Annotated in this window: 12 protein-coding genes; 5 read left to right on the top strand and 7 right to left on the bottom strand. The window is 39.2% G+C overall.

Going from position 1 to position 11786, the window contains the following annotated elements; genetic code table 11:
* Nucleotides 1-25: 25 nt before the first annotated feature.
* Together J7E77_RS15795 and J7E77_RS15790 are read right to left on the bottom strand one after the other, a co-directional pair.
* Complete coding sequence (locus J7E77_RS15795; RefSeq protein WP_214715591.1) at nt 26-1402, bottom strand: HAMP domain-containing sensor histidine kinase; 1377 nt, start codon at nt 1400-1402, stop codon at nt 26-28.
* Nucleotides 1380-2090 (bottom strand): response regulator transcription factor, encoded by a 711-nt coding sequence (locus J7E77_RS15790; protein ID WP_214715590.1) that lies wholly within the window; start codon nt 2088-2090, stop codon nt 1380-1382. The genes J7E77_RS15795 and J7E77_RS15790 overlap by 23 nt, the downstream gene beginning before the upstream one ends.
* 348 nt (nt 2091-2438) lie before the next feature.
* Between J7E77_RS15790 and J7E77_RS15785 the strand changes: the two genes are divergently transcribed.
* From J7E77_RS15785 to J7E77_RS15770, 4 genes are all read left to right on the top strand, one after another.
* Complete coding sequence (locus J7E77_RS15785) at nt 2439-3803, top strand: HAMP domain-containing sensor histidine kinase (RefSeq protein WP_214715589.1); 1365 nt, start codon at nt 2439-2441, stop codon at nt 3801-3803.
* A gap of 221 nt (nt 3804-4024) precedes the next feature.
* Nucleotides 4025-5008 carry a FecCD family ABC transporter permease gene (locus J7E77_RS15780; RefSeq protein ID WP_251028092.1) on the top strand — a complete coding sequence of 328 codons (984 nt, stop codon included), beginning with the start codon at nt 4025-4027 and terminating at the stop codon, nt 5006-5008.
* A complete protein-coding gene (locus J7E77_RS15775) occupies nt 5009-6025 on the top strand; it encodes a FecCD family ABC transporter permease (protein ID WP_214715588.1) in 1017 nt (338 codons plus the stop codon).
* A gap of 24 nt (nt 6026-6049) precedes the next feature.
* Nucleotides 6050-6964: an ABC transporter substrate-binding protein gene (locus J7E77_RS15770; protein WP_214715586.1), complete on the top strand. Its 915-nt coding sequence runs from the start codon at nt 6050-6052 to the stop codon at nt 6962-6964.
* A gap of 282 nt (nt 6965-7246) precedes the next feature.
* Here the strand turns inward: J7E77_RS15770 and J7E77_RS31205 are convergent, their stop codons facing one another.
* From J7E77_RS31205 to nadE, 5 genes are all read right to left on the bottom strand, one after another.
* Entirely contained in the window at nt 7247-7369 is a 123-nt protein-coding gene (locus J7E77_RS31205) for a hypothetical protein (RefSeq protein ID WP_285290581.1), read from the bottom strand.
* 467 nt (nt 7370-7836) lie between these two features.
* Nucleotides 7837-8571, bottom strand: a complete 735-nt coding sequence (locus J7E77_RS15765; RefSeq protein WP_088089532.1) for an amino acid ABC transporter ATP-binding protein — start codon at nt 8569-8571, stop codon at nt 7837-7839.
* Between the two features lie 15 nt (nt 8572-8586).
* The gene (locus J7E77_RS15760; RefSeq protein ID WP_168245631.1) at nt 8587-9285 is read right to left on the bottom strand and encodes an amino acid ABC transporter permease; all 699 of its coding nucleotides are present in this window, start codon (nt 9283-9285) and stop codon (nt 8587-8589) included.
* Nucleotides 9272-10102, bottom strand: a complete 831-nt coding sequence (locus J7E77_RS15755; RefSeq protein WP_308160639.1) for an amino acid ABC transporter substrate-binding protein — start codon at nt 10100-10102, stop codon at nt 9272-9274. Before J7E77_RS15755 ends, J7E77_RS15760 begins: the two co-directional genes overlap by 14 nt.
* Nucleotides 10103-10262: 160 nt before the next feature.
* Entirely contained in the window at nt 10263-11084 is an 822-nt protein-coding gene (nadE, locus tag J7E77_RS15750) for an ammonia-dependent NAD(+) synthetase (RefSeq protein WP_214715584.1), read from the bottom strand.
* Nucleotides 11085-11211: 127 nt separating this feature from the next.
* Between nadE and J7E77_RS15745 the strand changes: the two genes are divergently transcribed.
* Nucleotides 11212-11724, top strand: coding sequence for an acyl-CoA thioesterase (locus J7E77_RS15745; protein WP_214715582.1), 513 nt, complete (start codon nt 11212-11214; stop codon nt 11722-11724).
* Nucleotides 11725-11786: the final 62 nt, after the last annotated feature.

Here is an 11786-nt window from a genome sequence, read left to right as displayed (position 1 = left end):
AGAGGCCTTCTTCGTGTATTTAGGGTTAGTCTTCCTGTGGAAACCACAAAGTAACGCTCGTTCCCTTATTTAACTTGCTTTTTACTTTTATGACTCCCCTATGCGCATCCATTAAGGCTTTTACAATCGAGAGGCCAATTCCGACTCCACCTGTTTTGCGGTCTCGTGATTTGTCCCCGCGATAAAAGCGTTCGAATATATGCGGAATATCTTCCTCAGCCATTCCTGATCCCTCATCTTGAATCTTGAAGCCGACATAATAGCCCGACATATCCGTTTGGACAGAAATGGTGACGTTTTTTCCTTCTGGCGTATACTTTAGGGCATTATTGAGGATGTTTGACAGGATTTGCATCAAGCGATCCCTGTCTGCTTCAAACATTTCGTCCTGAACAGGTTCTTCTATATGGAGATGGACACCCTTCTCTGTAAACAACGGCAGAAACATCTCAAATAACGCAGCCAGAACACTTCCTGCATCCAATTCCATTTTTTCAAGTCGAATCTGCGGATTTTCGGCGGCAAGAAGCTTTTCTAGTTCATTGACTAGCCTTACTAACCGCATTAGCTCTTCATGGGTTGTCTGCAAACGCTGTGGAGTCGGCTCCCAAATACCATCCTGAAATGCTTCAATTTGACTTCTCAATGTGGCCAGCGGTGTGCGAAGCTCATGAGCCAAATCACCCGTAAAGTGCTTTCTTAAGTTTTCTTCCTTTGCCAACGACACTGCAAGATTATTAAACGAAATCGCAATGTCCTTTACCTCGGTAGGCAAGCCCGATAATGGAATCCGAATGTCAAGATTATGATTCTGCAGCTCATTTGCCGCAAACGATAGCTTCTGTAATCCTGAAGTGAGTTTTTTGGAAAAAAGCATACTAAAGATAATCGCCAGCACGATCGTCAAACAAACGGCTGCATAAATGTACAATTGAATCGTTTGGATAAATGTATACTCATCATCAATTAAACCTTTCGGATAGATGGCGACAAGTTTCCCAATGATATTATCATCTACCCTTAGTGTATAGGTCTTGGAATGCCATTCTTCTCCATTTGGAGCAGGTTCAGCTAACCCGAAACTATTCAACATGCCACGGATGTTCGAGGAATCCATCTGCAATTGCCCCAGCCGATCATACAATTGGAAGTAAAGCTGCTCGGTCATCGCATGTTCGTGCAAGAGCCCAAACACTGGGTCACTGGTAAAATGGCCATTTTTTTTATAATCCTTTTCAATTTCCGTAATAATCCGATCAATCTTTTTTTCCCGATTGTGATCTAAATAGCTGCTGAAACTCTCTTCAAATCCATACTGGATAAAAAAGCTCACAATGATGATGGCGATCATTGAGATGAGTATTAAATAAAAGAGAATTTTAGACCGGAGCGTTTGCAGCATCTAATACGCCTCCAAATTTGTAACCCATCCCGAACACCGTCACGATAAAATCTGGCTGCCGTGAATCCATCTCAATTTTTTTTCGAAGATTTTTGATATGGGTATCCACACTGCGTTCATAGCCTTCATAATACATGCCTTCATCCTGAATCTTTTCAAGCAAATCCATCCGGCTGTAAACCCGGCCCGGATTCACCGCCATATTGGTTAACAGCTTATATTCAATCGGTGTTAGGGTAATATAGTCTCCGTTAACGGTTACTTCCTTTTTTATTAAGTCAATGACAAGCCTTTTCCCATTGAATTCAAGTCGTTCTACTTTCTCCGACTTTTTCACACGCCTTAAAATAGCTTGCACGCGAACAACGACTTCCCGCGGGCTAAACGGTTTGGTTAAATAATCATCCGCCCCCATCACGATTCCGTTGATGCGATCATCTTCAGCCGATTTGGCGGTCAGCATCAGGATTGGCACGTCCGATTCTTTTCGGACCAGCCGGCAAACTTCTTCACCAGATATATCGGGCAGCATTAAGTCTAATATGATTAAATCAGGGTTTAGTGTTTTTACTTTTTTCAAGGCATCAATTCCATTATCTGCACTATGAATTTCATAGCCTTCTCTTACTAAATAGGCTTCAAGAACTTCTATGATTCTACGTTCATCGTCTACTAATAATATCTTCATTTTTACCACTCCCCACATAATAACTATATCATTTCAAGTCTGTGATGTTTGTAACTTCACAAATTCACCACAAGTTCTTCATAACATCTTCAATCTTTCTCGGTAAGATGTGAGTGTAGTTAGGAATGAGGGAATAACTAAAAGGACTCCCAAGTTTTTGTTATCACCTCATTGATGCAGTAGTTGGTTCAAAACCATCTTACTCATCCCAAATTTAACCTCTCTTTTTTATATAGTTCGGACGTCCCAATCGGTGGGATGTCCATTTTTTTTAATAAATTTGCTACAAAATAAGGCACTCGTACAGCAAACTCTATAGTATGCTTAGGGAGTGAGGTGCTTGGACATATGAATAAAATATCAGTTAAAATAGGCGTTCTATTTTTTATTGCAATCTTTATACTAGAAGGCATTTCGATGGTTTTTTTGCATAATAATATCATTCATTCCCGGGTGCATGAAGAGTTAACTTCTCTCCAGACACGAGGGAATAATCACCGTGAGATCCTCGAGGCTTCATTTCATGATGAAACCATTCGGCACATTGCCATAATGGAGGCACAAACCGATACACAGGTGATTCTGACAAAACCAGATGGAACGATTTATATGTCGTCCAATAAGGTTGCAGATGAAATGAAAAAAATCATGAATATTAAGCCAAAAAGTGTGCCACACGAGGGTTTAATTTTAGAAGACGACTGGAAAAACGAAGCTTATATCGCTTCCATTAGCCCAGTAATTGTTGATAATAAAATCAACGGTTATGTTTATATGTTTCAAAATACAAAAAAAATCAAAGATTTAATTTCCGGACTTAACCAGCATTTCCTGATTGCTGGCCTGCTTTCCCTCTTGTTTATGATTATTATCATTATCTTTTTGACCAGGTTTGTCACTCAACCGCTTATTCAAATGAGTGAAGCAACAAAACGGATCAGCAAGGGTGATTTCTCCGTCTCCCTGCCAAACGTTGGTAAAGACGAAATCGGAGAGCTCGGGGAATCCATTAAGGTGTTAGCAAGTGATTTAGAAATTCTAAAAAATGAACGGAATGAGTTCCTTGCAAGCATCTCGCACGAACTCCGTACTCCACTGACTTATATTAAGGGCTACGCAGACATTGCCCTCCGACAAGGAACGAACAATGAGGACAGAGATAAATATTTAGAAATTATTTTTGAAGAGACTGGCAAGCTATCGAAATTAGTGAAGGAATTATTTAATCTCGCAAAAATGGATGAAAATACTTTTTCAATAGAAAAAGAAGAGGTTCATCTATTACCTTATTTTCAAACAATCATTGAAAAAGTTTCACCGGCTCTCTTGGAGTACCAGATCGAAATCGTTCTCGAATGCCCGGAACATCTTTATGCAAAAATTGACCCGATGCGCTTCGAACAAGTGATCCTCAATCTGCTTGATAATGCACGGAAATATTCGGAGCCACAAACAAAAATAGACGTCGTCGTTAAAAGAATCGACGGAGCGATTCACATGATTGTTCAAGATGAAGGGAAGGGTATCCCCGAAGAAGATTTACCGCGAATATTCGAGCGATTTTATCGTGTCGATAAATCACGAACGCGTGCTCTCGGCGGTACCGGACTCGGTCTCTCAATCGTCAAACAATTAGTGGAGGCCCACGGCGGAACCATTGAAGTTTCAAGCAGCCACAATATAGGAACAACCTTTGAGATCATCTTGGGGTAAAAAAATCCTTATCGTCATCGATAAGGATTTTTTTCTTATTCCGCTTTTTTCTTTACTTCATTTTAATTTAACTAACTTTCAAAAAAATAGGTTGTTAAAAAGATGGTTATAAAATATAATAGCAAGTGATAATGATTATCATTATTAATATAAAAAAGGCTGCGTTCAAAATGTTACATACCTCTTCTCAAAAATGCATCAAAGATGGTTCAAACGCTTTTATGTTACTGCTTTTATTCATATTTGCAATTATTGGAGTTTTAGGTTGTATGATTTTGGCTATTTCTCTTGGGGCAAAAGATGTTACTTTTAATACAGTTTTGTCAGCCATCTTTAATTATAATCCTAATTTGACTGAGCAACAGATTATCCACGAACTGCGATTTCCACGGGTAATAGGTGCTGCAATCGTCGGAGCCTCTTTTGCAGTTGCGGGCTGTTTAATGCAGGGAGTCACCCGTAATCCATTAGCTGATGCAGGGATTCTTGGTATTAACGCTGGAGCGATGTTTATCGTTACTCTTTGTTTTGCATTTTTTCCAGGTATTCCATATTATCTATTGATGATTTTTTCCTTTATTGGAGCAGTACTTAGTACTCTATTCATTTTTATTATTGGATCTTCTGTACCAGGTGGACTAACACCTATGCGGTTGACTATTTCGGGTGCAGTAATAGCAGCTCTTTTACATTCACTTAGTGCAGGTGTAGCCATTTTCTTTGATTTGAACCAAGATTTAGCTTTTTGGTACGCAGGAGGTGTTGCAGGAATTAAGTGGGACCATTTAAATGTGTTGGTTCCTGTTATTCTCATCACCATTATTTTGGCAATAACCATGGGTCGTTCTGTTTCTCTTATTTCCTTGGGGGACGATATAGCAAAGAATCTTGGGATGAACGTAACACTAATAAAAGTACTTTCTATTATTATTGCTGTTATATTGGCAGGCGTTTCTGTTTCAGCTGTTGGATCAATTGGATTTATTGGATTAGTTATTCCACATATTTCTCGAAAGTTGGTTGGAGTAGATTATAGACATATAATTCCGATGTCAGCTTTATTGGGTTCCATCTTATTGATTATGGCTGATTTAGGAGCAAGAACGATAAACCCGCCTCGTGAATTGGCAATTGGTATATTAGTAGCCCTTGTAGGCGTTCCTTTTTTTCTTTATATTGCTCGTAAAACGGGGAGGGATTTATAAATGAAATCCCAAGCCAATGCAGAAAACAAGAGAGCCTATACAGTTGCTCTGGTATTAATTTTGATTAGTATTAGTATTATTTTATTTAGTTTGAATACAGGGTCTTTGCACATTGCTCCATTAAAGGTGATCCAAACTCTTTTTGGATACGGTGATTATAAAAGTTCTTTAGTGTTATTTGAATACCGTATGCCCCGAATCCTGATAACCATGTTGGGTGGAATCGGACTTGGGATTTCTGGTGCAATTTTACAAGGATTATCGCGAAACCCTTTGGCAGACCCAGGAATTTTAGGATTACATTCAGGTGCCTCTTTTGGTCTTATTCTTTTTGTTACATATTTTCATTCATTAGATAATCAGGCTGCCATTCTTATACCGTTATTTACTTTTTTAGGTGGATTTTTAACGGCTTTCATTATTATTTTACTTGCTTATGACCGTACCAAAGGTTTACTGCCTATCCGACTTATTCTAACAGGAATTGCCGTTTCAGCAGGTTTTAGTGCAGCTACACTTTTTCTATCCCTTCGTCTTGATGAAGAAACTTACACATTTGCTTCAAGATGGTTGGTAGGAAATGTTTGGGGAAGAGACTGGATCCATGTTATGACCCTTTTTCCTTGGATTCTTATGTTAGCACCTTTTGCTTGGTCTCAATCTAGAACATTAAATGTCTTATCTTTAGGGGATGACGTGGCAGCTGGTCTTGGTACCTCTGTTCAAGGGCAACGCTTGCTTATGCTGGCAACGGCTGTTGGTTTATCTTGTACGAGTGTAGCAATGGTGGGCGGCATTGGGTTTATTGGTCTAGTTGCCCCCCATCTTGCACGACGTCTTGTTGGTCCCATGTACCAGCATTTTCTTCCTATCGCAGGACTCATAGGGATGGTCATATTAGTACTTGCCGATACGTTGGGACGCTCAATTTTTCAACCCAATGCGATTCCAGCAGGTGTAATTGTTGCAGCCATAGGAGCCCCTTATTTTCTTTATTTATTAATAAAAACCAATTAAATCAATCAGCAAGGAGAGAAAATCATGAAAAAGAAATTTACGCTTTTATTCAGTACCATGTTGTTACTTTTATTGTCAGCATGTGGACAAACCGTTTCAAATGAAGTGAAATCCACTAACGAAGAGAAAGCTGATAAGAAAGAAACTAGAATTGCTTCCCTCTCTATTCACTTAACAAACGATTTACTTGCATTAGGGATCAAGCCTGTCGGTTCAGTCGTTGGCGGGGAATTAAAAGATTTTCTTCCTCACGTAAAGGATCAGTTGAAAGATACGACAAAGCTTGGACCTGCTAAAGATCCAGACATGGAAGCATTGCTCGAATTGACCCCTTCAGTGATCTATCTTGATAAAGAATTTGCAGGACAAGATCTATCTAAATATGAAAAAGTTGCATCCACTGAAGTATTTGATCTTAATGAAGGGACCTGGAGAGATCATTTAAGGTCGATTGGTAAACTTGTTGACCGAGAGCAGCAAGCTGAGCAATTTATTGCAGATTACGAAAAACAAACAGAAGAAGTACGCACTTTAATTGAAAATGAACTTGGTGATGGTAGTAAAGTAATGGCTATTCGTGTTACTGCAAAAGAGTTACGAGTATTCAGCACAAAACGTCCAATGGGTCCGATTTTATTCGAAGATTTAGGTTTAAAACCAGCTAACGGTATTGAGGAACTTGATTCAAATCAGCCTTACGAAGTGATTTCCCAAGAAGTTCTTCCAGACTTTGATGCGGATGCTATATTTGTTGTTGTTAATAGTGATGACGAAGCTCAAACAGCTTTTAAACAGTTACAGGAGTCCCCTATTTGGAAAGGGTTAAAAGCAGTAAAAGGCAACCATATTTATGTGGTACCAGATCAACCTTGGCTTGACTATTCAGCTTTAGGAAATAAAATGGCAATGGATCATGCAAAAGAAATCTTTTCGAAATAAATAATAGCAATTTTATTTTTATAATATCTAATGGACATCTCAGATAAAATCATAAATATTGCAACGGTAAAGCCTGTGGAACAAAAATACCACAGGCTTCTTTAATTAAGAGATTCTATATCAACTGTGTTTTTTAGTATAAGAAAATGAGATCGCCGTCGTAATCCCTATTCATGAACTCAAGTACCCTCAAACCACCTTATCTATTTATTCTGTTAAAAACCTTTATTGATGTTGCATATTCGCCCTATTTTTTCAAAAAGGTATTGAAAGCCATATAATTCAATAATAATTAAGTCTGAACTTATGCCCTTCGTCTTTCTCTTTAATGTCCGTTTGTACATCATCATTTACTTGTTCTAACTCTCCCCTTACAAATAAGTCATCAATAAGCGACATACTCATAATTAAATTTTCCTCATCAATCCCAGGTGTTCTAGCGTATCAATTTGCAACCAACTTGAGAAAAAGAACGGTTTCTGCATCAATAGACATTTTTATAAGAGTTAGGTAATACACAAATCGTCTTGGAACATAAGAACTAGCTTGTCTATAGGCCCCATTATTTTATTACTCGTATATAAAAACACATTTCCAAAAGATTGTGGCTTTTTGAATTCGCTCATAGAAACCTTAGATTCGCCCATTGAAGTACAAAATTCGCCCATAAAAGCCCTAGATTCGCCCATTGAACTCAAAAATTCGCACATTGGACGGACAGGTGGTTAAATAAATCATTAATGTCCAGCTATCAAAGTGTAATTTTACACAAAATATGCTGATTATGAGCTTATCTTTGGGTTATAACAACATTATTTACGAAAACAGGCTTCAAAAAATAAAAAAGTGCCATAGCACATGGCTACAACACCTTATTGAATCATATTCAAGAACTTCCTCGTTCGTTCTTCTTTTGGATTGGTGAAAATTTCTTCTGGCTTGTTCCTCTCGACAATCACACCTTGGTCCATGAAAATGACTTCATCGGCCGCTTCGCGGGCAAAGCGCATTTCATGGGTAACAACGATCATCGTCATTCCCTCCCTAGCAAGGTCCTTCATGACCTTCAATACTTCACCAACCAGTTCAGGATCAAGTGCGGACGTCGGTTCATCAAAGAGCATAACCTCTGGCTCCATTGCTAGTGCCCGGGCAATGCCGACACGCTGCTGCTGACCACCGGAGAGCTGGGCGGGAAAGTAATCAATTTTATCACCAAGGCCCACTTTTTCAAGTAATGCTTGTGCTTTTTTCCTTGCAGCCTCTTTCCCCTCGCCTTTGACAATGATTGGCCCTTCCATGACATTCTGAAGAGCTGTTTTGTGAGGAAAGAGATTATAACTTTGAAAAACCATTCCGGTTAAGCGCCGAAACGAGGCAATTTGTTTTTTAGGTACAGCTTTAGAAAAATCCAAACTTTGACCTTCGATAGAAATGACACCTTTTGTCGGAGTTTCCAACACATTCAAACAGCGGAGCATCGTTGTCTTACCGGATCCCGATGGACCGATGACAACGACCACTTTTCCTTTTTCAACGACGAGGTCAATCCCTTTTAACACCTCTAATTGACCAAATTGCTTATATAAACCTTTAATTGAAATCATTGTAAAACTCCCTCATTAAGACGTGTACCGGTCCATTCTCTTTTCCAAGTATCCTTGCAAGATCGAAAGGAAAAAGCAAATGACCCAATAAAGAAGCGCTGCCTCTACGTATACCAATAGAAATTCATAGGTGGTTGAAGCAATTTCTTGGGCCCGGCGAAACATCTCTGTTACAAGGACAACTGACGCAAGAGAAGTGTCTTTTACAAGACTAATAAATGAATTCGATAATGGCGGTATGGATACTCTTGCTGCTTGCGGAAGAATGATTCTTTTTAACGCCTGGGTATAGGTCATTCCAATCGAATAACCGGCTTCCCACTGGCCCTTAGGAATGGAGATAATCGCTGCTCGAATGATTTCTGAAGCATAGGCTCCAACACTTAGAGAAAAACCAATCACCGCGGATATAAATGGATCTAAGGTAACTCCGATATTAGGTAGTCCATAAAAAATAATGAATAACTGAACAAGTAATGGTGTTCCGCGAATCGCCGAAACATAAAATCTGGCAATCCCTTGAAAGAATTTAACCTGAGAAATTCGAGCAAGAGCCGTTAACACCGCCAGGATAATCCCAATGATAAACGAAATGATTGTTAATGGAATGGTATTCATAACAGCACCCTCCAGCAGTGGCTGGAGGGAAGTTTTTGCAATATCGATTAACCTTGCCGTTCTTTCTGGGTCAGCAAAAATACTATTTAAGTACATCTTCACCAAACCATTTCTCAGAGATTTTTTTGTAAGTGCCATCGTCGACGATATCTTTTAGCGCTTTATTCACTTCGTCAACAAGTGTGTCACTTTTCTTTCTAAACATAAAGCCGCTTGAAGAAGCATCATTTGCGGTTGCAACAACCTTGATTGGCGCATCTGGCTTTTGCTTTTTATAGTCTAAAAATGAAAGCTTATCGTTAATGGTCACATCCACACGCTTTTGAGCAAGGAGCTCAACTGCTTGCTGGAAACCATCCACTCCAACAATCTTAGCTCCATATTTCTTTGCCATATCTGCGTAGTTACTTGTCATCGATTGAGCTGCATTTAATCCTTTAATATCTTCAAATGCTTTAACCTTATCATTATCTTCATGGGCAATCAGGACACCTGCTGAAGTAATATATGGGTCTGAGAAATCATACTTTTCCTGACGGTCTGGACGAATCCCAACTTCGTTAGCAATTATATCAAAACGCTTCGCATCTAATCCTGCAAACATCGCATCCCACTGAGTTTCTTTAAATTCAGGTTTAACCCCGATACGTTTAGCCACCTCAGTCGCAAGATCTACATCAAATCCAGTTAGATTGCCACTAGTATCATGGAAAGTGAATGGAGGATATGTACCTTCTGTTCCAATTAAAAGTGTTCCCTCATCTTTTACCTTTTTCAATAAATCATTATCTGCTTTTTCAGCAGTTTTGTTATCAGTTTTTTTATTATCTTTATCGGCATTATCCTTGCCGCATGCTGCTAGCACAAACATAAAGCTTAATAAGAGTGCAAAAATAATGGTAAGTTTTTTCACTGGTGAAACCCCCTAATTCTGATTGTTTTTATCGGATTTAATAATATTACACAGATTTGCTTCTGTCAAAGGAAAAGATGTGAACGAAATTATAATTAATTTACCCTTTTTTATAAAATAAAAACCTATCAGATATGTTTCTTATAATAGGTAGCTATTCTTATTTCCACCACTCGTCAAACATGGTGGTTGGTAGTTGGCGTTTATGTTCTGTCATAAGATAACGCTGTTCAATTTTCTCTGCGGCCTCTTTTGAAACTGGTTTTCCTTCCAGATAATCATCGAGTTCATCATATGTAATCCCTAACTCTGTTTCGTCGGCCTGACCAGGTTTTTGGTCCAGTAAGTCTGCCGTAGGTATTTTTAAATATAAACGTTCATCTGCACCTAGCTCTTTTAACAAGGCTTTCCCCTGCCGCTTGGTTAAGCCGCTGAGCGGAAGGATGTCAGCCCCGCCATCGCCATACTTCGTATAGAAACCCGTGACTGCTTCTGCTGCATGGTCCGTTCCAATCACAAGCAGTCCCTCCATGCCGCCGATTGCATATTGAGCAATCATCCTCATCCTAGCTTTTACATTTCCTTTTTGATAATCACTTAAAGGTGCCCCTTGATAACTTGTATCATATTCCTTTTGTACATCATCAACGGCTGTTTTGATATTAAAGACTGTCTCACGATCTGCACGGATAAAGGCTAATGAACGCTTAGCATCTTCCTCATCTTGCTGGACACCGTAAGGAAGACGAACAGCAATAAACAAGGCATCCAGTCCTTCGTTGCGCAGCTCCTCAACTGCCATTTGTGCGAGGCGGCCTGCAAGAGTAGAGTCTTGACCGCCGCTAATCCCTAAAACATAGCCCTTTGCCTTTGTTTTGATTATGTAATTTTTCAAAAAATCAATCCGTTTCCGAATTTCTTCTTGCGGTTGAATGGTCGGACTTATGTTTAACTCCTTCATGATCTGTGCTTGCAAACTCATTTAGTGTTCCTCCTGACTCACAATTGATATATTAAATAATGTACCACAAATATCTCTATTTCACTAAAATCTACAAGAAAGTTAGTGATTTGGGTAAATTATTATAAACAGTTCTTGGAGGGATTGGATGGAAGCAAAAACGTGTAATGAATCTCGAGTCGTCAGAACGAGTCGGATTTTTCCTAATGATGTAAATAACCATAATACCTTGTTCGGCGGAAAGTTAATCAGTGATATTGATATGATTGCCTCTATTTCGGCAGTAAGGCATTCCAGAGCGGAATGTGTCACTGCTTCAATTGATTCGGTCGACTTCCTTAGTCCAATTACACCGAAGGATTCAGTTTGTATCGAAACGTTTGTCTCGTCAACAGGATCTTCTTCCATGGAGATTTTCGTCAAAGTTATTGCGGAGAACCTGATGTCCGGGAATAGAAAAATTGCCGTGACTGCTTTTTTAACGTTTGTTGCATTGGATAACAATGGAAAACCGACAAAGGTTCCAGGAATCATCCCTGAAACCGAAGAAGAGAAAAAACTATTTGAAACAGGAAAAGAAAGAGCCGAAAAGAGGAAAGAACACAGAAAAAACAGTAAAGAGCTGGCAAGTGTACTGACTACACATAAACCTTGGGAATAAGAACAGCGGAAGCGCTGGAGCTAGACAATAGAAAGAAAAGCACAGAAAAGGTTCGCGAAATT

Source organism: Bacillus sp. ISL-77 (assembly GCF_018613105.1).
The sequence above is the reverse complement of the archived record's forward strand: the minus strand, read 5'-3'. Positions and strand labels throughout refer to the sequence as shown.

Bases quoted from the DNA above. Each gene is read 5' to 3' on its own strand.
- J7E77_RS15795 (WP_214715591.1), bottom strand. From the start codon at position 1,402: ATGCTGCAAACGCTCCGGTCTAAAATTCTCTTTTATTTAATACTCATC.
- J7E77_RS15790 (WP_214715590.1), bottom strand. From the start codon at position 2,090: ATGAAGATATTATTAGTAGACGATGAACGTAGAATCATAGAAGTTCTT.
- J7E77_RS15785 (WP_214715589.1), top strand. From the start codon at position 2,439: ATGAATAAAATATCAGTTAAAATAGGCGTTCTATTTTTTATTGCAATC.
- J7E77_RS15780 (WP_251028092.1), top strand. From the start codon at position 4,025: ATGTTACTGCTTTTATTCATATTTGCAATTATTGGAGTTTTAGGTTGT.
- J7E77_RS15775 (WP_214715588.1), top strand. From the start codon at position 5,009: ATGAAATCCCAAGCCAATGCAGAAAACAAGAGAGCCTATACAGTTGCT.
- J7E77_RS15770 (WP_214715586.1), top strand. From the start codon at position 6,050: ATGAAAAAGAAATTTACGCTTTTATTCAGTACCATGTTGTTACTTTTA.
- J7E77_RS31205 (WP_285290581.1), bottom strand. From the start codon at position 7,369: ATGAGTATGTCGCTTATTGATGACTTATTTGTAAGGGGAGAGTTAGAA.
- J7E77_RS15765 (WP_088089532.1), bottom strand. From the start codon at position 8,571: ATGATTTCAATTAAAGGTTTATATAAGCAATTTGGTCAATTAGAGGTG.
- J7E77_RS15760 (WP_168245631.1), bottom strand. From the start codon at position 9,285: ATGTACTTAAATAGTATTTTTGCTGACCCAGAAAGAACGGCAAGGTTA.
- nadE (WP_214715584.1), bottom strand. From the start codon at position 11,084: ATGAGTTTGCAAGCACAGATCATGAAGGAGTTAAACATAAGTCCGACC.
- J7E77_RS15745 (WP_214715582.1), top strand. From the start codon at position 11,212: ATGGAAGCAAAAACGTGTAATGAATCTCGAGTCGTCAGAACGAGTCGG.